This window comes from Tunicatimonas sp. (assembly GCF_049647865.1).
Classification (GTDB): Bacteria; Bacteroidota; Bacteroidia; order Cytophagales; family Cyclobacteriaceae; genus Tunicatimonas.
In genome coordinates this window covers 1-22,003 of the sequence record NZ_JBARYM010000634.1, presented here as the reverse complement: position 1 = coordinate 22,003, position 22,003 = coordinate 1, and the positions used below count along the sequence as shown (strand labels likewise).

Here is a 22,003-nt window from a genome sequence, read left to right as displayed (position 1 = left end):
TAAAACTGAGCTCCCCTGTTGGTAAAATCGCTTTGGGTAAGTGCAATAATTGCTTCTGTGCAGGAAAGTAGCCTTGTTGAGATTGTCTCTCTTGTCGCTTCTGCCAAAACTGTTTTGCCCGGTAACTAACTTCTGGGACAGACATAGTACGCAAGCGATGGTAATACCAAGCTAAAGGCATAAATACTACAGGTTTAAATAAGTACTCTTAAATACTCTTAGAACAACAATCATTCCCTCGGTGCGAATAAAAGTAATTTTATAGGGATAGCAAATCAACATTATCCATATAGATATTATCATATTGAAAAAAGAATTCTCAAATCAATCAAAAAACTACAAATAGTAAAACTATCACCAAACGGTGTTTCACTATTCTCATCAAAATGTATTTTACGTTCTAAACTATACTTAATCAATATTTACAGGCGACCTTATTGGAAAAGCGTCTTATAATATTATACTATGTGTCATTATATTACAATATTGCCTAATAAAAAACACACTATGAAGTAGAAATTCTGTCATCATTGTTAAATTTAATACACCGCTATTTTACTTTCGTACAGTATATGTTTGAGGTAGGGAGTTCGTAAAAACCCTCAACGAAATTCTAACCCGAACTCATGAAAAAATTTTATTTATTCTTTCTAACAGCAGCATCTCTATGCTTTACTCAATGCGCAGAGGAGGAACTATTTTCAGAAAATGGTTTAGCCGCAGACATTCAGCTCAATTCAGCACGTACGCAAGATACACGAGTTCCTGAAATTACTAAGGTTTCCACCAGTGGTTCCAAAGTAACTATTGAGTTTACTAACTATGGTGCCCCCAAAGGCCCCGAAGGTGGCTTTGAACTCATGATTGAAGGGAAAAGAACGTACACTAACGTAGTTCCCCGTTTATACTCTTCCGACAAAAGTGTAAAAATGACTTTCAGTTCCAGCTCTCCTAATAAGACTTATCAGATTTATGCTCGTTGGAATAGCGGTTACAAGCGTTCTAATTCTATGAAACCGGGGTCAGAGAGTGCATCTAACACTCCTCCTTCCGGGGATGATGAAAAGGAAGACGATAATAGCAGCAGTGGCGATTCTGGAGATGTTAAACGGCCATCCAATGTTAACGAACCCGTTATCAGTAGGCTTTCATTTAATGGCTCAAAAGTAACACTTGAATTTGTAAATTTTGCATCGCCCAAACAACCTGAAGGTGGGTTTGAACTTATGGTAGATGGTAAGCGAACTGGCACCAGTATCATTCCCCGCCTGTATTCTAAAGATAAGAATCCAAAAATGGTATTCTCTATCTCGAATCCTGATGACCGATGCTTCCAAGTTTACGCTCGTTGGAACAGTGGCTACAAAGGTTCTAAGAAAGTGTGTAAAGAAGGCGGAAATTCTGGCGGAGGCTCATCGCCTCAAGATGATAGTGATGACGATAATGACGACGATAAGGAGGATGACAAAGACGATAAAAATGTTGGCGATAATTCTGGCCTACCCAGTGGACTACCAAACCTAAAATTGCTACGTGGATATGAATTCAACAGCAATTTTGGTAAAAACGTGAGTCAATCGAAAGATGGGTTGAAAGTTCACCACCTTGGTCACTCTAAAGGAAAAATAGTTAAAGAAGGTGGAGTAGGCGCTTATCACTTCAGAATTACTCCAGGAAGTCGAAGTAGTAAAAATTATCGTCAAGAGCTAGTTCCAAGAAATCTGCCAAGTTCTCACTTCCGACAAGGATTTAGAGCCAGATGGGGGCAAGAATATGTTTTCCATATGCGGACTAAGCTTAGCAAAGATTATGAAATTGGCGATGGTTATATCAGCTTCGTGAGTATGAAAAATGACTATAACATCCGGAGAGAAGGTTCATACACCATGCACTACGAAGGAGATCATTTCTTTTTACGGCATATGTACGCTACTAGATCTGGAGTAGGTAGCCAGGGAGCTACGGTAAAGCCATACCACTATAGTGCTACCGGTGAAAAAATCTATCCAGGTAAAGATTTTCACCCTGCCCGTCGTACTGGCTCAGGTTACGCAAAATTGCAAGATGACTTTGGAAAGTGGGTAACCTGGACCTTCCACATAAAGTGGAGCTTCGGATCAAATGGATTTTTCAAAGTGTACAAAAATGGTAAGTTATTCCATTCACATAATGGCCCTAATAGTTACAAAGATGGAGATGCACCCTATTTTAAATTTGGGCTGTATAACTCTTGGTGGAAAAATGGCCAAAAAACTGGTGCCACGCTTCAGGAGATGTACGTAGATTATGTAAGAGTATATGTTCCCAAATAAATAGCTATTGCCCTTATTCAGTCAAAGCTGGCAGCTCAATCTATTTCAATTGAGTTGCCAGCTTTTTTATTTTTTAAGTAAATGCGAGAGTAATTTTTGCCAACCTACTACTATTATAGTAACCGATACTCAGCAAATTAGCAAGTATTTAATTGCTGAGCGTGTTTTACCAAGCGTCGTTGAAGTTAACGGTCGTAGCGCGGTCAATCTAACAATACGCTTACTGCCTTAGCTTAGCACTAAATTTTTTGATTTCTCTGTCTTTTGAAACACACTACTATCAGTAGAGCAGCACCTCATGTACTATGTTAGTAGATTGATGATGAAGTCTTTTCTCTTTGTAGCGGCTGATTATTTGAAATGTAGTTAAATACCAACTTATATTTCCCTGACTTACTCAGCTTGATATCTTTCTTACTGACCCGGTTAACCACGTAGGATGCATCACCACCAACTCTAGCTTTAAGATTATTAATAAGTTCCTTCTCATCTTTTTGACTAAAGCTTGGGTTGGGTACAATATTCAGTACAAATGACTCTTGGTTGCTTTGCTCAAACTGAGCAAAGTCAATATTTTTAATACCTTTAAAAATCACGTCTAAACGTCCTACTTGGGTACCATCCGGGAGATGTAATACGTCGTCGTCTCTTCCGTTTATCTTCTTTATAGTTATTTTTTCTTGATAAGAAACCCGGTATTTCTCGGGAATAATAATATCTCCAATCTGATAGCGAATCAAGGGAAATGATTTGTTAATAAGCCCCGTCGTTATGGTACTACCGCTCTGATACTCGTTTACTGAATATAAAGGTAACTCGTCGTATCCGTCTTTTTGATTTTGCATCAAAGCAATTGTTCTTTCAGCATTTCCGTACCAATCCTGTACGTTACTGCCAAATACCTGCTCAAACTTTTCGCGCTGAAAATCATATAGCGTCTCTGACGATGTGAAAATATAAGGAATGTGAACGTCCTTGTTCATACTATTCGCAAAAGTAGCCAAAATATCAGCGGAGCTTGGATAAGCCAGTAGAGCATAAGGAGCGAATTCGGCGATCTTATCTAAAAAAAGCCGAGCATTTTTTTCACTTAAGTTGTAGCTGGATAGGTATAACGTATTAGAAGAGGCATCGTAACGATATAATTCTTTTCTAGCTAGATCGCCCCGCATAGATACGGTCTTCATTCCCGGCTGATAGCCAGCTCGATTTCGCTGAGCCCAGATATAGGCTCCTTCTTCTAATACGCAACGGTAATCCCGGTACACTACCAAAGGGCTTCCTGAGGTGCCACTAGTGTATCCTTTGGTCTTAAAAAAACGACTACCAATTCTTACTTCATCAACCTGATCTCTTATATCTTCTTTTTTTATAACCGGCAGCTTATGTAAATCATCAATAGACTTGATAGTTTGTAGATCAACACCATGCTTAGCATAGAGAGAGCGGTAAAAACGAGAACGTTTTACAGCGTAATGTACTAGTTGAATAAAACGGTCATTTTGACGCTGAGATAGTACGCTATAATCTTCCTCCAAGTTTTTAGAAGCCTCAGATAGCATCTTCTTAAACAGCCAGTTATACCTTAAAAAAAAATCTGCTTTGGATTTGAAGTATTTTATCATCGCTTTACCTTCTTTCTTTCAGTAGCAAACTGAAAGGCATTCCAAAAGCCTAAATACATGTTGTGAATATCTCCTTCGGTTTGAATAACTTCCTGAGCTTTAGCTGACATTTGAGCATGCAAAGCGTCATCCTGTAAAACTCGTAGTAACTTATCTCGGTAATCTCCTTCCTTCTCTATATCAGCAATATAGCCATTTTGTCCATCTTTTAGGTACCAAACTTCCGGCGATTGTCGCACATTGGTTGTCACGTAGGGAACTCCCCAATGAAAAGACTGATTAATGGCAAGCCCACTGCGACCAGGAATCGTAAATACATCTGATAGCTTTACCAGCTTATTAAAAGCCACTTGATCAGGAATTTCCCCCACATAAGTAATTGCCGGACTGCGGTCAACTACTTCTTTTACCCAAGTTGGTATGTCTCGCAAACCTGCTAGTACTAATCCTAGCTCCTCACCGGTTCGCCCATCAAAAATTTCTAGCAGAAGCTCTAGACGACGACGAAATGTAGTGCTAGCGGCGAATAAAACTACTTTTTTATAGGGTAACTTCCACTCTTTTTTAAGCTCCTCCTTCGACTGAGTAATTGTGGGGAAACTGTGTAAGTTGAGGGTATTATATCCGATGTGAACCTTCGGATGATTCTTAGTTTTAATATACTGCTTTTCGGCTGGCGAATAAAGTACGATAGCATCCGCCAGATTATGCAAATAGCGATATAATATATTCTTATACCAATTATCCGGATCTTGTAGATTTACTCCATGGTTCCAATATAGTACGGGAATTCCTTGAATCTTCAGCCAATGAACCATCGGCCACATGATTCGATCTTTGAGGTGCATAAATACAATAACGGCTGCCGGCTGCTTTTCTTGAATGATCGCTTTGTATTTAGAAAAACTAGGAGGTTCTATTTGGCACTCGAACTCAAAATGAGGATCAAAGTTAGGCTGCTGCTCAGTGGCGAGCACCGAAAAATTGTAGCCTTCCTTAAGAAATTCCTGGTGAAAGTAGTTATATATTGGTACACGATAATGAAACAACCGATTAGATAGTAGAATAATATTATTCATGTATTTTCTTTCTGTTTAAAAATCCTAAGTCTAAAGACTATATGGGTTGTTTGTAGTTACCTTTTACACTATTTTTACGGTCAAAGATAATACCAAGATATTATTTATTCTGTAAAGAGAACACTAAACATGTATCTACAATGCTGTAGACTCAACTCTGTATATACTGATTTTAACTTTCGTTTTACTCAATAGTTATCTGAGCTAAACGCTTACATTCTGCCATCTACTCGCCTATATAATCTTCAGAAAGACTTTGGGTTGCTTAGTAGCTGCCTATTTGTTAGTACTGTTCTATTGTTGGTACCTCGCCGAAATCAAAGCGTGAATCTCTACTAAAGCCTGAGCCCATACTTCTGGCTTCAAGCCAAATTGCTGATCTAATAAAGCGTTGTAAGAAGGTACATTGGTGTAAAAGAACCGAGCATAATCCAACCATTCGTCCGGATCAGTTGGAGCTACTTGGTTCAGGTGCAATTCACTAAGAACATGACGCTCGTATTGATAAGCAGACCGCACCAAAGCGGTATATTCCTGATAAGTACGCTGGGCTGATTGAAAATCAGTTTGCCACTGTGCTTTAACACAATATGCCAAACTATGCTGCTCCATTAGCGGCTGGCCTACCTTCTCTGTTTTTTTATTGTCTAGAAGGTTCTTAAATGGAATTAGTGTTTCGGCAAACTGCTGATCAGACATCATATTATTTACGATTCAATAAGAAAAACTTTACCTACGCTTAATTAATGTTGCCACTAAAATACGTTGATACGAGCAGTTGCGAAGTTAGGTTTGTCTTCAAAAACTACGAGCGTACCTTTTTTATAATGTTGGTAAAGAATCAATAAAGGGTTAATTCAGAAAATCTAATCATTTCGGTGAAGCAGTAAGCATATTAAAAGATATAGCAAAAATGGCGAGAAAGCTACTTTATAACGTATTAGCGTACCAAAGTTGGGTGTAGAGATAGCTAATAATGCTCCTAACAAAACCGCAAACAAAAAGATAGCAACTATCCACAATCGGGCATCACCTTCTAGTGCTTTTACCAATTTAATTTTTCGTAGGGCTAGTATACTGACAATGAGCAATAGACAGTTTTCTAAACCTGCCACGTGCGCTAACATAGTATTCAAATCGAACGGTAGTGGGCGATACCAAGCGGAAAATAAGGCTAAAGGGGTGTTAAGTAGGAAACTGGCTAACGTAGGCTTTAATTGATAAAAGTGAATAATTGCATCGGTGCGAGAAATTTGGACGAAGGTATCATGATTCTGGACAATCACGCTCAGAACTCGGTCTACCTCCAGATTGGGGTGCAGAAATGTAGCCAAAGAAATAAAAATAATAAATAAAGAAACTGCTTTAGTAGTTACACTAAGCCGTCCAGCTGGTATAAATCGGGATAGAATAATAGCTAGCAACAATGGAATAAGTACAGCGGCATAATAGTACTTAACTAACCATAGTAAAACAGCAATGCTTAACCAACCTACCACCATTAAACTCGGTTGCCTTCTCCTGTTATTGTAGTAAAAATATATTGTTTGGGCAGTTAGTACACTAATGAGCCCTACCGCAATAGTTTCTTTAAGAATACCCGAACTCCAGAAGACGAAGGAAGGATAAGCTAACCAAGCGGTCCCTACTGCATACTGAGTACGGGGAAAGAATCTCTTAATCGTTTGCACTAAGTACCAAATTCCCCCAAAAGATACTATCGAAAAATAGGTGGAGATAAGCCAGTAATTGTCTAGAGTAAACAGACACCCTATACTAACAATGCGGCTCACGAACAAGGCACGGGGTTGGTCAGCGTATATTAATTCGTCTGGTAGATAATCCGTGTTTATCCAACTAAAAATATAGTTCATCCAATTAATACGGGCAAGTTCAGCTAACGCTACTCCATCAGCAAAGTAATTCCAGGTATCACCTCCTGAATAATAGTAATGATATAAGATGCCAACGAGCCATCCACTTACAATCTTTATACTGATAGCGGGTAAAAACCAGTGAGATAACCGAGTACTTCGGAGGTGATAGTACCATTGGAAAATGATACCAGTAATTATACAGCTATGAATAGCAATAATCCACAATACGCAGGCTGATCCAGGGTGAAGTAGTTAAGAAACAAACAATGGCTGTTTTTTCAAAACGGCAGACCCGATACTACAGGAAAGACATTGTTTTTTTGTGCAGTAATTCTGATAAAGCTCTAGGATTCCCTGCGTATCTAAAGCAGACGAGTTAGGAAAGGTCAGGTCATTATATTTACGGATAACCTTATTATTTTCAGCTTTTATCTCTTTTAAACATAAGCAAGCGTGTTGTTGGTAACTATTATCGCGGTGATAAACTCCGTAGGCAGTCAGCAAGGGTACTATAGTATTAATAATAATAGTATTAATGCTGTGAGCTCCTAAGTTAGTAGCTTCAGCGCAAAGTTGCTTTATATAATGCTCTATTGGTTGAATTTGCAGTAACCAACTCAAATCAGCTTGCCACTGCTTAAGCAAAATAGCTAGCTGTTTAATCCTGACATGTGGGAAATTGGTAGGGCGGATTCGGCTGTATCGCCATACGGATGGATTCAACCGTCTATTTTCTAGCTCAGGAGGTATTAATAATGGCTTCTCATTTACTAAATACTGTGATAATGCAGCTTGATGAAGAAAAATATTAGTTAATTGGTCTGAATCGTCGCACCATTTTCTTACCCAACGGAGTGGTAGTGCCTGCGCAAGTTGTTCCATTCCTGCTTGATTAGTTTTAAAACCAAAACTTCTTAGTAGGCATTGATACGCTGTTTCTTGCCAATTGCCTTTGTTGTGCTTAAGTAATTCAAGAATTTCGTCAGCTTTTCTTTTCATTCGCTGAATAGCCATCCGTTCTATTTGAGCAATTTTAACGACATCTGGTACTTGACTTACTAAATGAGCGCAGGGAATAGATGGCTGCTTACTCTCTAATAAAGATTGAATCCTGAATAAGATCGAAGAGTTTACACGAGATTTTAGTTCTAAGGTAGGAACCATCGTACCATCGGAGCGATATACATCTTGATCATGCTCCCAAACTACGTGTAAAATTACTCGCTCGTAGGCTGAATCACGATGATGCTGATGACGCTTCCAGTCCGATGCTTTCACATGAATTTCTACCGAACCATGCCATTCCAGATTATCAATATACAATCGGGCTACAGAAAAATCAGGTCCAGCATTAGCATTTAGAATACCAGCTGATTGTACAACGACGGCTTGGCCATTAATAGTTTGAAGGCTTTCGCGGTTAAAGGCTTGCTGTTGCCAAAGATAGTAGAGGACGACTTCTTTCACCTTTTTGCATGCATAGTATGAAGAAAGGCGAAAGAATAATAACCACTTTTGTTGGAAAAGCTACAAGAGAAAGAAGCGAGTAGTTATTATCTTTAACAAAGGGAAGTAACGTTCGGACTATGAAACGCTACAACACAGTGGAAGATTACCATTTATTAACATTATCCAAATACAATCTAACCAACTCAACTGTATTATTTACCTGACATTTTTGTAACATATTGGCCCGATGGTTGGAGACCGTACGTTCGCTGAGAAATAAGCGTTCGGCAATCTGTTTAGAGTTTAATCCTTCCACTAAAAGAGCCAATACTTCTTTTTCTCGTTTAGAAAGTACATTAATAGGGTTTTGATCATTGCTATCTTGGCTCTTTTTTTCTTTAAAACCTTTTACAATAACTTGAGTAATTATCTGGCTATAATACTCGTCTCCTTGGGCTACGGTTTGAATAGCCTTGACCATCTCTTCACGGTCGGCGTATTTGGTAATATAACCATTCACCCCATTATTAAGTGCTTTGAATACATAATTAGGTGAATCGTGCATGGAAAGAATAAGCACTTTAGTAGGTAGTTGTTCTTTTTCTATTTCTTGAATAATATCAAAAATAGATACGCCTGGCATAGAAATATCAGCTACTAGCACATCGGGCTTATGCTCAATTACTAGCTTTAATGCTTCTCCACCATCGTTTACAGCTCCTACTAAATCTATGAAATTGTATTCTCTGAGTATGCTTGCTGTTCCTTCCGTTAGTATTGCGTGATCATCCACCAAAACAACGGTAATATTACTCATATAAAAGCAGTAGTTTATAGTTTAACTTAAGAAAGAATAACGTGAAATACAAGTGCAAAGTGCCTTCCAAGCTACGAAAAACCGGGGCAAATATTTGCTACAATCGGAAGGTCAAATACACTATTTGGAACGAATGATAAACGATATTTTACCAGTAGAAGTAGCTGCCGAACGAGTATTATTACCCATGCGACTAAAGGTTAGCTCCTCCACAGCTTCGCGGTAAATCCGCTCCACCGCAGGACTTACCGTTTTCTCTAGAGTCCGGATACTAATAATCTCTCCTCGGCCATCAATTGTTATTTGAAAGGTAATACGTCCGCTCTCGCTAGAATTATCTTGAGGGCGAGGAATGTAATCCCAATTCCAGCCTGCCATTTGCAGCGATGCGCCATCTTTTGGTCCCTGTGCACCGTATAAAGCACGATCGTCAATTTTACCGTCTTCTTTTCCTTGATTGCCTACCGGATCTTCAGAATTGCCCTGATTGGTATTTTTAGATGGATATAAGCTCCCCGGTACTGGTTCTGGCTTTGGCTCTTCGGGTTCTACTACTTCTTCAGTTGTTTCCGGTATTTCTTCCACTACGTCCGGACTATCGTCAATAGGGGCTACTTGTTCTACCTGCTCTACTGACTCCTGTACCTCCGGTGGGGTTTCCTCTACGGCTTCCACTTCTTCTTCTTCTACCTCCTCGGTAACTTCTTCAACCGGTTCTTCTTCTACTACCGGAGTAGGTTCCGGACGCGTGGTCTCTCCCGCCCCAGTATTATCTAGCCCAAAATCTAACTCAATACCGTATTCGGGTAGTGGAGGATCAGGAGCTTGCCAAGCTAATAGGAAAAAGAATAATAAAAACAGGCCAGCATTCACTCCGAATGAGACAATAGCAGCAATCCGACGATCTTTCTTTTCTTCAGAAGACATGTACTAATTCTGTTTCTTATTCTTAACGAGAAAACATGGTATAAGATTTAAAAACGAACGCATTTTCACTTCGCAAGTATTCGTCTACCGATTTGACTCGGGGCGAGTAGCTATAGATACTTTGGCTTCTAAAGCAGTAGCAATGCCCGCTACCCGAACCAAATGCTCTACCGGCACTGACTTGTCTACATTCATTACTAAAACTCCTTCCTGTTCAGAAAGTGCGGCTCGAAGCGCACTTTCCAACTGCTCTACCGGCACCAACTGCTCGTTTACGTAATACGCTAAATCAGGAGTAATTGTAACACTTACCCGCTGTAGTACAATAGCCGAAGCCTTACTAGAAGGTAAATTGACTGGCAAACCCGAAGGTGTGACAAACGAAGAGGTAAGCATGAAAAAGATCAGCAACAGAAAAATAATATCAGCAATAGAAGAAAAATTGAAGCTAGTTTCTATCTTATTTCGGGCTTTCAGATCCATGAATTGTATTAGTTGAAAATTGACAATGGAAAGTTGATAATGGATAGTGTAAAAGGAGTAAATCACAACTAGGGGTTAAATAACTGCAAGTCACGAAGGCAACTTATCTTATTTGTCCCTCATCTTTTCACTCTTTACCTATCTACTCTTGTTTATGTCGGTTCCTGAAGCAAGTCAATAAAATCAATGGAAATATATTCCATCTGATGAACTATTTTGTTTACTCTGGAAACGAGATAATTGTAACCTAAATAAGCCAGAATACCCACGGCCAGTCCGGTAGCGGTGGTAATCATGGCTTCGTAAATTCCGGTGGAGAGTAACTGAGGGCTTACGTTTCCCTCTTCTTGAGCAATGGCAATAAACGCCTGAATCATTCCGGTAACAGTACCTAAAAAACCGATCATCGGGGCTACCCCTGAAATAGTAGCTAGTAAAGTGAGGTTTTTTTCTAGCCGATATAGCTCCAGCTTTCCTACATTTTCAATAGCCGCTTCAATCGATTTGAGTGGACTACCAATGCGGGAAACCCCTTTCTCAATCATTCGGGAAATAGGAGAGTCAGTTTGAGAACAGAGTATACGGGCTGCACTAATTTCCCCTCGAGATACTAAACCTCGAATCTTCTCCATAAATTGTTCGGGAATCTTAGCTGCTCGTTTGACAACTCGTATTCTTTCAACAAAAATATAAATAGAGAGTGCAAACAAGATGATGAGAGGGATCATCACCCAACCACCCTTTAAAAGTAAGTCGAGGATGGTAACTGATTCGGCGGCGGCAGAATCAAGGGCAGTAGTATCAATAGGGGTTTCGGTTGTGATTTGTAGTAGGATCATTTTAGTATTTTAATACCCAAACAGAATCTCCGTATTCCATTCGGAAGGATTCAATATTAGTGGCACCTTCAGAGAAGGTATCAAAATCAGCAATGGCCACTCGGTGAATAAGAGGAGCCCGCTGCGTAGGATCTAGTATCTTAGAGCCAGTACCTTGAGCTTCTAATTTCTGAGCATAGTCCATCGCTAAGTCGTAATCAACAAAGCTAGCTACTACTACAAAGGTTCGCCCGGTAGGAGTAGAAACGCGCTCAATTCCCTGATACTGAGCCAATGTAGGTTCTTCATAAACCGGCTCTTCTTCAATAATAGGTTCCTCCTCGTAAATTGGTTCTTCTTCGATAACTGGTTCAGAAATAGGTTCTACGTACTCTTGCACCGCTGGTTCTCCTTCCCCGAATAGAGAAGCTATTTGGCTTACGCCATCAAATAGAAAAAGATAAATAGCGAGTCCCAACAACACCACTACTCCAATAATTGCCGCAACAATCCACCCTCGGTTAGGCTCCTCTTCTTCCTCTTCTACATAGTAGCGAGGTTCTTCGAATTGGGGCGGCTCTTCTTCCTCGCGATCTATTGGATGGAAGTCAGTTTCGGGTAAACCAAAGTCATCGTTGTCTTCTAAATTGTATCGAGTATCTTCCTGATTTTCCATAACGGATTGTTTATGCACGGTCTGGTAAAACAATAATTATCAGCTATTTACGCTTTCTAATGCGAAATAACTGATCTTACGGTAATTACCCTAAGAATATTGTTGATAAAAGCACACAAGTACCGAATAGCTTGTAAATCAATAATTTAGAAACTATAGGTAATCCCGCCTAAAAACATGATTCCTCGGGAGGGATAATTCATAAAGCGCTCGTAATTCTGTGCAAATATATTTCTTACTTTGATAAATGCGGAAAAGCGATTGGAAAATAAGTAGTCAGCCTGAAGATGCAGATCAGCAATGGCATCGAGCTGACGCGTAGTGCCACTAGCTAAATTTAACCCCTGTACGCCTGACATATACTGTAACTCGGCGTTCAACAGTATTTTTTCGTATAAGTTTAAGCTGTTGAGCCAACTAAATGTAAGGTTAGGACGATGCCAAGGCTCTTCCACGTTTTCTACACTGTAGGCGTAAAAGTCAGCCCGAAGGCTGGAGCGAAAGCGTTCGGTACTGTTTAGAGAGATCTCACCAAACAGGTTTAATTCAAACACATTATCTGGGTCGTACAGAATAGTAAAGCGAGTAGAATCTCGAGCACTGTTGGCGTAGAAGTACAGATTCTGGTAATTATTGGCTGAGAAGCCGACGTGAAAACCAAAGAAGCTATTAATTCTTCCTTTCGCTCCTCCCCGAAAGGTGAAGTTACGATTGGTATGCAGCAATGGAACATCCGCATCTAAATACGGGTTTTCTCGGGTGAATGAATAAAGTGACCTTGCTTCTATGTTACCATCAACCCCCGCGTATACCTGAAAGGCATCAGAGAAATACAGCGTTGCAAGAGCGTAAGGATAAATATGTAACTGATCAGCATTGCTAGCAGTATCATTTTCGTGCGCAATAGTAAACCCACCTTTGATCGTAAGCCCTTCGCCCGCCCCAATAGAGGTACGGTAAACCAGATAAGGGCGAGCTCGAAACAGATTGCGATTGAGTCTATTTTCTGCTAGCGTTTCTGGATTTTGATCACTACGCTGCATCAGATATAGATCGCTTTCCAGTCCTATCTCTAAACGGGGTGCGATGATATAGTTTGTTTTAAGGTGGAGCTCAACTTGATTCTCCGAAGCTTGATAACTATCGCTCAGATGAATAAACTTGGCTTCTACATCGTAATCAAGTGGGGCATCTACATCAGCCCGGGCAATTCCACCAGATACGGCAATAGCATTAAATATTTGCCTAATGGAATCACGCTCCGGCTCAGGTTCTACTAACGGACTGTATCCGTAGAAATGGTAGCGTTCTCGCTGATACTCGGCATTAGCCCGGAATGTATGCCCACTGGCAAAGTATTTACCACTAAGTCCTAATCGAGAGTCGCTATTACCCGAATTGGCACCATCTACCGGACCAAGCCGCGACGATTCATGCTGTACATGCAGACCGTAGCTATATTCGTTGTTTCGGGTGCTATTCGCAAATAGCTCAGCGTAAGGAGTAATAAAGTTACCGAAGCCAAGTTTAATGTAATTTCCGTAGAGTTTATCTAAGGGTGGATTTTTGATTTTCAGCGGACGTACCTGCGGGTTAAGCCCAGGCAGCGTAGGAGTGACTTCTTGAAACTGATAAGTAATACTGGTAGTAGGACGCGTAGTAACGATTGGCGGGATTGGCTCAAAGCGGCGGCTAGCGGTAGGTAAACTAATCTCCCGCTCCTTTTCAATGACTACTTCAGCATCGTCAATCTCACCTTCTTGTTCCCAATCCGGCTCGGTTTGCTGAGCAGTTGCTAAGAGGCTAAAGCACGAAAAAATAATAGCTAAAAAAAACTTCATAACCTGGAATAGCGCTGTAGATTGCTAACGGTATAACGATAATAAACGTATGAAAGCGAACCTAGCGAAAATAAAAAAGGGATACAAGCCTATTAGGTGCATCCTCAGATTTGAAAATGACTAGTAGTATGATTGAGTAGGTGAAGGTTCGATGGTCGAATGGCTCAATTGCTAAAAAATGTCCTCCTCTCGCTCTAGCATCAAGATGGAAGCTTGGGGTACGATCATGTACTGCTCACCTTCGTACATAACCTCAAACGCTCCTTTTTGCAAAAACATTGCTAAATCGCCTTCCTTAGCTTGTAGCGGAATATACTTGATCTGCTCGTCGCGCTCCTTCCAGGGTTCGTCATCATCGGCCGGAACAGGAATCGGGTAACCCGGCCCGGTTTTCATTACGTAGCCCGTTTGCACCCTTTCTTTTTCTTGCACCCCCGGTGGCAGGAACAATCCACTTTTGGTTTTGTCAGTCGCTTTCTTCAGTTTGATCAGCATACGATCACCGACAATAATTAATTTTTTTAGCTTGTTATCAGCCGTTAATTCCATAACTAATTAGTACTCTTTCTTCTGAATGATCTATTGCCTTACAATATTAGGACAGGCCCAGGTGCTTTTCTAACCGATTAAGACGCTCTTCGTTACGTTGCTGAGTTTCGTTGTAGACATTAATGAAAGCGTCCAAATCTGTACTAAACACCTCAAAGGCATTATGAAGTCCATCTACGCCTTCTTTAAAGGAAGCGCTTTTAGCTTCTAACATTTTTACACTTCTTCTCAGCTTGTTGAGTTCCTCATTCATCTTCCTTCCGATTAGTATCCTACAAAAGTAGTAAGCATTTATCAACTTTTTTAGTTTCCTCTTTCACTCCATTAATATGGATTGAGAGAAGCTTTTTGGTAACGAAAGTTTGTCCAGAGAATGATTAGCTAATGCCACTGCCGTTGCTAACTTCTCCCTCTGGCTGCATGAACAATAGTTTACCATTAGGATCTTCGGTCATTAAAATCATACCCTGCGACTCAATGCCCATCATCTTACGAGGTGCCAAGTTTACCAGTACACAAACTTGTTTGCCGATGATTGCTTCGGGTTCGTAGTGCTGAGCAATACCACTAAGTACCGTACGTTGATCAAGACCTGTGTCTAGAGTCATTTTCAGTAGCTTTTTCGACTTTTTCACTTTCTCAGCAGTTAAAATAGTGGCTACTCGCATATCCAGTTTCACAAAATCGTCGTAGGTAATTTCTTCTTTCATCGGTAGTAATTCTGTTTCGGATTCTTCCTCGTCAATTGGGTCTTCCTGATGAAGCTTAGCAACTTGCTGCTCCACCCACTCATCTTCAATTTTTTGAAATAATAAGGTTGGCTTTTCTAACGCATGTCCTGTGGCTAGTAGATCGTTAGCATCAGCTGTCAACCAGCCGGTCGACTGAAAGTTAAGCATCGCTTGAAGCTTCTCGGAAGTGAACGGCAGAAAAGGGTAGCTGATCACCGAAAGGCTAGCGGTAATCTGCAAACCAATATTCAGAATAGTTTCTACGCGTGCTTTATCCTCTTTAATAACTTTCCAAGGTTCGGTGTCGGCCAAGTACTTGTTTCCAGTACGAGCCAAGTCTATCATATGAGCGGCAGCTTCCCGAAAGTTAAAGTTCTCAATTGCCTTAGCTACTCGACCTGGTATTTCTTGAAGTTGGCGCAGGGCTGCTTCATCAATAGGCTGTAGTTCGTGGCGCGGGGGAACTACCCCATCAAAGTACTTCTGAGTCAGTACTAACGTACGGTTGACAAAGTTACCCAATATCGCTACTAGCTCATTATTATTCTTAGCCTGATAATCTTTCCAGGTAAACTCGCTATCCTTCGTTTCGGGCATGATGGAGCACAAAGTGTAGCGAAGCTCGTCTTGCTTATCAGGCAGTTCGTTCAGGTACTCGTGCAGCCATACGGCCCAGTTTCGGCTGGTAGATAGCTTACGACCTTCCAAATTCAGAAATTCGTTAGCGGGTACATTTTCGGGTAAAATATAGTCGCCGTGCGTATGCAAAATAGCTGGGAAGATAATGCAGTGGAAAACAATATTGTCTTTACCAATAAAGTGAATCAGCCGGGCATTATCGGCTTCGCTGGGCTGCTGCTTCCAGTATAGCTCCCAGTCTTTTCCATTATCCAGTGCCCACTGTTTAGTAGCTGAAATATAGCCAATGGGAGCATCTAGCCACACGTACAATTTCTTGCCTTCGGTATTAGGTAGCGGTACATCTACGCCCCAGTCTAGGTCACGAGTCATGGCGCGAGGCTGTAGGCCCGCTTTTAGCCAGGAGCTACACTGCCCGTATACATTCGGTTTCCACTTTCCTTGTTTACCTTTTAACAACCATTCTTCTAGCCAAGGTTGATATTTATCGAGAGGCAAGTACCAGTGTTTGGTCGGCTTTAGTACCGGAGTTTTACCACTTAGCGTTGATTTGGGATTGATAAGATCGGTTGGGCTAAGCGACGAGCCGCAGTTCTCGCACTGGTCGCCGTAGGCTTCGGGGTGGCTACAGACCGGGCAGGTACCGGTAATGTAACGGTCAGCTAAGAATTGCTGATACTCCTCGTCATAATATTGTTCCGATTCTTGTTCGGTGAATTCTCCCTTATCATATAAGGTAGTGAAAAAGCCCTGAGAGGTTTGGTGATGAATGGGTTCGGACGTTCGGTGGTACATATCGAACGAAATTCCAAACCGCTCGAACGTTTCCTTATTCAGTTTGTGGTACTTATCAATAATTTCCCGAGGAGAAATGCCTTCCTTTTTGGCGCGGAGCATAATAGCCGCCCCGTGCTCATCGCTGCCACTCATAAAAATTACGTCACGTTGCTGCTGACGCTGGTAGCGGACGAAAATATCGGCTGGTAAGTACGCTCCGGCAATGTGTCCAATGTGCAGTGGCCCATTAGCGTAAGGCAGAGCCGCGGTGACGGTAATACGATTAGTTGTGTCGGTCATGGTAGCGCAAATTACAAATTGCAGATTAAAAAATTGCAAATTGATGAAACGCTAGCTAGCAGTTAGGTCTACAATTTGCGATTTTCAATATTACAATCGCACGGCGACCGTTTGCCATCAGAATTAGAAGGCCGTTCGAAAACTGTAGTATGGCCCATTGGTGCCATCTCGCTTCCAAGAGTACTCTACGCGGAATACAGAATCGTAAAAAGTAACAAAGTCGATACCTAGCCCATAACCCATCAGGTAGCGGTTGGATAATCGGTCACTTTGTTCGTACGGAATGGTATTGCTCACGTAGCCTTGGTCAATGTATCCCTTTAAATAGATACTAAGTGGTATTACGTTGAACTGGTCAATGGGAATCACCCGGGAAAAGTCAAACTCTCGGTCAAAGATGCGTTTACGAATCGTATTCTGATTCATTATAAAAGACTGACCTTCAATAACATCTAGCTCGTAGCCTCGCAACCACAAGCCCCGGTAACCAAGCCCCCGGAAGTTAGCGTAGGGCTGAAAGCGGGGAGTGCTCACGTAGCCATTGGCTGAGGTGGCAAAGTAAAATCCTTTGCCAAGATCAAAAAAATGGCTGTACGATCCCGAAACTCGGAAAATATCTACGTGGTCAAATACTCCTAATCCTACTTTACTTACCAAAGCTCGCCATCGGTAGCCTTTAAGTGGATAGCCGATAAAATCGCGGTGGTCGCCACTGGCCGAGTAGCTGAGCATCAAGTATTGCTGCCGATTGTTATCGTGGGTAAAGTAGGTAGGATTCAGGCCCAGAACCGTATCAGCAACCAGTGCATCGGAGTAAGAAAGCGTAATACCGTGCACATTGTAGTAACTAGGGCGGTAAGTCCAACCAACCAAGGCGGTTACTTCCCGCAAGGCTGGGCTCAGTGGAGCATCCAATACATCGTTACTAAACTGGAAATTATGATCAACTGTCCGGTAATTAATATTCCGGTTTTCGGAGTAGCTAAATCCCAGCTCTATTCCATTCTTCTGAGCAGCATCTACGTAAGGAACTGAATACTTGAGAGAAAACTGTCGGGTAAAACCAAACTGGGCAATGGCCGCCAAACGCTCATTGCGCCCCCGGAAGTTGAATTGAGTAAACTTTATGCCGTAGGTTAGCAGATTCCAGTCTGGATCATCTAGAAATACGTTAATGTTCCGAACCGCAGCCGGCAATGTTAAGTAAGGAGTAGGTATGGTGTACCAACGTTCGGCCACCTTAATAATAATATCAGCACTGCCAGGTTGAATTTCTACTACATGAAATTCCACATCCAGAAAGAGCCGGGTATTCATCAGCTTTTGCCGATCCTTTTTCAGAAGCTCGTTGATTTCGTAAGTGGGAAAGGTTAACCCTTCGGCTATGCTTAATTCCCGCTCAATAATACTTTGCTTGGTGATCCGGTTACCAAGCACAAAAATTCGGTCGATGGTGATGAAATCGGATAGGAATCGAGAGCTATCGCTCCGAACGGGGGCACCAATGGGTGAATTGCCGGTGGGTAGGTTTTGGGCCTGAACCGAAAATGCGAGCATTCCCAACCATAACCAACCAATATACTTACCCCAGTTCCGCACAGTACTTACGTTTGATATAAATGAGCTTTAGTAATTCAAGTAAAACTAACGATATTTATTGTGTACCCGGTTCGAGTAAGCCCACATATGTACTGATTATGACTTAATTACGCCGATATAGTCCGTTGGGCTGCTAAATTTTTGATTAGCGAACAACTTTACTGGCTTAATTGTAGTATATTTTCAACTATTCGCTAAAAATACTATAAATTTGCAGCGTTAAGAAGTACACGCATAACTGATTCTTTTATGGCACTTGATTATAACCATCCTATCGACATTATTGAAGATATTGATCTTCGTCACTTTGAAGAAAATTACCTGATTCCGCAGAAACCGGTTATTCTGCGCGGATTATTAAAGGGAACTAAAGCCTACGATGAGTGGAACTTTGAATACTTTAAACGCGTAGCGGGCGAGCTAACTATTGGGGTTTTTGAAAACCGGGAAGAAGACCTGGACAAAACCATGAAGGTGCCCCACCGCAAAATGAAGTTCGCTGATTACCTAGATCTTATCGCTTCCACTCCTACCGACCTGCGAATTCACCTGTGGAATATCTTTAAAGACTGTCCTCAACTCATGGACGACTTTGAATTTCCGCCTGTTAATACTACGTTTTTAAAAGGCTTTCCTTATATGTTTTTCGGTGGAGAAGGCTCAATAGCTCGAATGCATCAGGATATTGATATGTCTAATGTATTTTTGACTCAGTTTGAAGGCAAGCGCCGCGTAGTGCTATTCGCTCCTGAATATTCTCCGCTGTTGTATCGTTATCCGCTAAACGTGCACACCGGCGTAAACGTGACCAAACCTGATTATGCTCGCTTTCCCGGTCTGAACTACGTGAAAGGCTATGAGTGCGAAATTAAGCACGGTGATACGCTCTTTATGCCGGGCGAATACTGGCACTACATCGAGTATATTGAAGGTGGTTTTGGAATGAGCCTACGTTCGTTGAACCCACACCTTTCTAAGCGATTTAAAGGATTAATGAACATCAGCGTGCGCCAAGCGGTAGACTGGTCTATGCGAAAAGCGATGGGCGACCAATGGTTTGAAACCAAGCAGCAAATTGCCGAGCGACGGGCAAATACTGCTATTCGCAAAGCCACTAAAGAAGAATCCGAACTGATTTCTCAGTAGTTTTATTGTGAATTGCTTGAACAAGTAAGAACATAAACCAACCTAAGGTCGTACTTTGAAGTATGACCTTTTTTGCTTAAAATAGATTGCATCCGAAAAATAATTAGATGAATACCGTCCGAATGTACGAGCTAATCAAAAAAACCAGTCTTCCTGCCGAAGAGGCCGAAGCACTGGTTAATGAAATTGAGAACCTCGTTACCCAGAAATTCGACGACCGAAAGGAACACTTGTCTACTAAGGAAGATGTTGTTAATGCCAGTGCAGAGTTACGAAAAGAAATTGCTGACACGAGTGCAGAGTTACGAAAAGAAATTGCTGACACGAGCGCAGAGTTACGAAAAGAAATTGCTAGTGTGAGAATAGATTTAACTAAAGAAATTGCTAACGTAAGAACAGATTTGACCAAGCAAATTAGCGACGCGAAAGTAAGCCTTATCAAATGGATGATTGGTATAGCATTAACAATTATTGGGTTAACCTCAGGCATTGTAGCTACACTAATTAAATTTTTGTGAGAAAACATTAAGCACTAACGAATAATGAAATACATAATCATTGCCCTCTCCTTTATTACATTAGTTGCCTGTCGCTCCAATTCTTTTGAAAAAAGCCCAGTAGATAATTTCGTTCGGGACATGACTAATGTACCAGCGTACTCCATTATCCTATACGATATGGATCAGGAGGGAAATTTCTACCCCGAATACAAGCATAAGTACCGCATCATTAAAGAAACCAACAGCGCTGATAGCATTCCGGAAGAAGAAATTACCGATTGGTATACGGTGGGTGAAAACTTCTTCAACCAAAACATTGATAATATGGGAATGGAAATCGTTTCTAAGAATCAGCAGGGTGAGGTTTCTAAAACAGCCGCCCCGCCGGGCTACGGCAACTACGTGGGCAACCCCCAGTATGGACAGTGGCAGCAGGGATCAAATGGCGAATCTTTCTGGTCGTTTTATGGAAAATATGCACTGTTAAGCAGTCTGTTCAATATGGCTACTTTTCCGGCACGCCGTTCCTACTACGACGATTACCGGGGCTATCGTAGCCGAGGGCGACCTTACTACGGACCAACGGTGAATAACAGCCGCACCTACGGTACTAACAGTCGCTACACCACCACTACTAAACCTAATACTACCTGGCGCACTCGCACCACTAGCAGTAATTTCCGCAACAGCGGTCAGCGTACGTCACGATCTAGTTCCCGTTACGGTGGCAGTAGCAGCAGTAGTTCTCGTTCGCGTAGCAGTGGTGGATTTGGTAAGTAGCTGGACAAACTTTGCTACGTGTTTTAATAAATCGTAGGTATTTTTAACTTGTCAGTGAAGTAAGAGCTAACCAATCTTCGTATGCCCATTTTAGACACCATTCTATCCGCCATCACCTATTTGGCACTCTGTTTTATTTTGTTCTTGTTAGGAAAGTGGATTCACCAACTATTCCATCGGAAGATTAGAGTACAGGAAGAACTAGTAGAGAAAGACAACTTCGCTTTTGCCGTATCTCACGTAGGCTACTTTATTGGGTTATTATTAGCAATCGTCGGGGCTGTTATGGGTCCCTCCTCGGGTTTGTTTGATGATATCGTCAATATATCAGCTTACGGGCTATTGGCTATTCTCTTATTAAACCTATCGATTCTGATCAACGATAAAATTATCCTTCGGAAGTTTAGCGTCTACCAAGAAATTATTGAAGACCGCAATGCCGGAACCGGAGTGATTGAAGGTGCTAATGCCATTGGTACTGGATTAATCATATTAGGTGCGATATCGGGTCAGGGTGGCGGATTTTTAACGGCAATCGTCTTTTGGGTAGTCGGGCAGTTACTACTAATTATTACCGCGTATATCTACTCGGCGATCATCCCCTTCGATGTACACGATCAAATTGAGCGAGACAATGTAGCGGTAGGGTTAGGGTTTGCCGGAGCCATGATTTCTATTGCTAACCTCATTCGCTACGGCCTGATGACTGATTTTTTTAGCTGGCAAGAATCCCTAACCGACGTAGGTATTGATGTACTGATTGGTTTAGCCTTTCTACCCATTGTGCGCTGGCTGACCGACAAAATTTTGCTACCCGGCCGTAGTCTTACCGACGAACTCATTAACCAGGAAAAGCCCAACGCAGGGGCCGGACTCATTGAAGCCTTTGCCTATATCGGTGGCTCAGTGCTGATTACGCTATGTCTGTAACAACTTCTACTGACGACAACTCTTCTTCCCCTGGAGTCAACCGTTCTAAATCCCGAATACTAAAAATCTCATTGTTTGCAACCGGGCTGGCGGGTATTGTCGCAGAGTACGTTTTGTCTACGTTGGCTACTTACTTTCTAGGTGATTC

General features: G+C 41.6%; 20 protein-coding genes. 5 read left to right on the top strand and 15 right to left on the bottom strand.

The features are described from left to right. The first annotated feature begins 626 nt into the window (after positions 1 to 626). Positions 627 to 2,312: a heparin lyase I family protein gene (locus tag WBA23_RS18625; protein WP_424583788.1), complete on the top strand. Its 1,686-nt coding sequence runs from the start codon at positions 627 to 629 to the stop codon at positions 2,310 to 2,312. A gap of 308 nt (positions 2,313 to 2,620) precedes the next feature. Here WBA23_RS18625 and WBA23_RS18620 read toward each other — a convergent pair whose 3' ends face one another. From WBA23_RS18620 to WBA23_RS18550, 15 genes are all read right to left on the bottom strand, one after another. Next, positions 2,621 to 3,937 (bottom strand): hypothetical protein, encoded by a 1,317-nt coding sequence (locus WBA23_RS18620; protein ID WP_424583787.1) that lies wholly within the window; start codon positions 3,935 to 3,937, stop codon positions 2,621 to 2,623. Beyond that, positions 3,934 to 5,016 (bottom strand): glycosyltransferase family 4 protein, encoded by a 1,083-nt coding sequence (locus tag WBA23_RS18615; protein WP_424583786.1) that lies wholly within the window; start codon positions 5,014 to 5,016, stop codon positions 3,934 to 3,936. The genes WBA23_RS18620 and WBA23_RS18615 overlap by 4 nt, the downstream gene beginning before the upstream one ends. A gap of 294 nt (positions 5,017 to 5,310) precedes the next feature. Further along, positions 5,311 to 5,718: a hypothetical protein gene (locus WBA23_RS18610; RefSeq protein WP_424583785.1), complete on the bottom strand. Its 408-nt coding sequence runs from the start codon at positions 5,716 to 5,718 to the stop codon at positions 5,311 to 5,313. A gap of 164 nt (positions 5,719 to 5,882) precedes the next feature. After that, a complete protein-coding gene (locus tag WBA23_RS18605) occupies positions 5,883 to 7,118 on the bottom strand; it encodes a hypothetical protein (protein WP_424583784.1) in 1,236 nt (411 codons plus the stop codon). A gap of 27 nt (positions 7,119 to 7,145) precedes the next feature. Next, positions 7,146 to 8,360 carry a DUF2851 family protein gene (locus WBA23_RS18600; protein WP_424583783.1) on the bottom strand — a complete coding sequence of 405 codons (1,215 nt, stop codon included), beginning with the start codon at positions 8,358 to 8,360 and terminating at the stop codon, positions 7,146 to 7,148. A gap of 145 nt (positions 8,361 to 8,505) precedes the next feature. Then, on the bottom strand, positions 8,506 to 9,159 hold the full coding sequence (locus WBA23_RS18595) for a response regulator (RefSeq protein ID WP_424583782.1): 654 nt from the start codon (positions 9,157 to 9,159) through the stop codon (positions 8,506 to 8,508). A gap of 120 nt (positions 9,160 to 9,279) precedes the next feature. Continuing rightward, on the bottom strand, positions 9,280 to 10,086 hold the full coding sequence (locus WBA23_RS18590) for a hypothetical protein (RefSeq protein WP_424583781.1): 807 nt from the start codon (positions 10,084 to 10,086) through the stop codon (positions 9,280 to 9,282). Between the two features lie 84 nt (positions 10,087 to 10,170). Beyond that, entirely contained in the window at positions 10,171 to 10,569 is a 399-nt protein-coding gene (locus WBA23_RS18585) for an ExbD/TolR family protein (RefSeq protein WP_424583780.1), read from the bottom strand. A 152-nt stretch (positions 10,570 to 10,721) separates the two neighbouring features. Then, a complete protein-coding gene (locus WBA23_RS18580; protein ID WP_424583779.1) occupies positions 10,722 to 11,408 on the bottom strand; it encodes a MotA/TolQ/ExbB proton channel family protein in 687 nt (228 codons plus the stop codon). 1 nt (position 11,409) lies between these two features. Then, entirely contained in the window at positions 11,410 to 12,063 is a 654-nt protein-coding gene (locus WBA23_RS18575) for an SPOR domain-containing protein (RefSeq protein WP_424583778.1), read from the bottom strand. A 146-nt stretch (positions 12,064 to 12,209) separates the two neighbouring features. Further along, positions 12,210 to 13,904, bottom strand: a complete 1,695-nt coding sequence (locus WBA23_RS18570; protein WP_424583777.1) for a hypothetical protein — start codon at positions 13,902 to 13,904, stop codon at positions 12,210 to 12,212. Positions 13,905 to 14,075: 171 nt separating this feature from the next. Further along, positions 14,076 to 14,453, bottom strand: a complete 378-nt coding sequence (locus WBA23_RS18565; RefSeq protein WP_424583776.1) for a co-chaperone GroES — start codon at positions 14,451 to 14,453, stop codon at positions 14,076 to 14,078. A 46-nt stretch (positions 14,454 to 14,499) separates the two neighbouring features. After that, entirely contained in the window at positions 14,500 to 14,706 is a 207-nt protein-coding gene (locus WBA23_RS18560; protein ID WP_424583775.1) for a hypothetical protein, read from the bottom strand. Between the two features lie 124 nt (positions 14,707 to 14,830). Further along, positions 14,831 to 16,900, bottom strand: coding sequence for a methionine--tRNA ligase (metG, locus tag WBA23_RS18555; protein WP_424583774.1), 2,070 nt, complete (start codon positions 16,898 to 16,900; stop codon positions 14,831 to 14,833). 123 nt (positions 16,901 to 17,023) lie between these two features. Continuing rightward, positions 17,024 to 18,499, bottom strand: coding sequence for a POTRA domain-containing protein (locus WBA23_RS18550; protein WP_424583773.1), 1,476 nt, complete (start codon positions 18,497 to 18,499; stop codon positions 17,024 to 17,026). A 249-nt stretch (positions 18,500 to 18,748) separates the two neighbouring features. Between WBA23_RS18550 and WBA23_RS18545 the strand changes: the two genes are divergently transcribed. The 4 genes from WBA23_RS18545 to WBA23_RS18530 all read left to right on the top strand — a co-directional run bounded on the left by WBA23_RS18545 (position 18,749) and on the right by WBA23_RS18530 (position 21,855). Further along, positions 18,749 to 19,645: a cupin-like domain-containing protein gene (locus tag WBA23_RS18545; protein WP_424583772.1), complete on the top strand. Its 897-nt coding sequence runs from the start codon at positions 18,749 to 18,751 to the stop codon at positions 19,643 to 19,645. Positions 19,646 to 19,752: 107 nt separating this feature from the next. Further along, positions 19,753 to 20,163, top strand: coding sequence for a hypothetical protein (locus tag WBA23_RS18540; RefSeq protein WP_424583771.1), 411 nt, complete (start codon positions 19,753 to 19,755; stop codon positions 20,161 to 20,163). A 24-nt stretch (positions 20,164 to 20,187) separates the two neighbouring features. After that, positions 20,188 to 20,925 (top strand): hypothetical protein, encoded by a 738-nt coding sequence (locus WBA23_RS18535; protein WP_424583770.1) that lies wholly within the window; start codon positions 20,188 to 20,190, stop codon positions 20,923 to 20,925. Positions 20,926 to 21,006: 81 nt separating this feature from the next. After that, positions 21,007 to 21,855 (top strand): DUF350 domain-containing protein, encoded by an 849-nt coding sequence (locus WBA23_RS18530; RefSeq protein WP_424583769.1) that lies wholly within the window; start codon positions 21,007 to 21,009, stop codon positions 21,853 to 21,855. Positions 21,856 to 22,003: the final 148 nt, after the last annotated feature.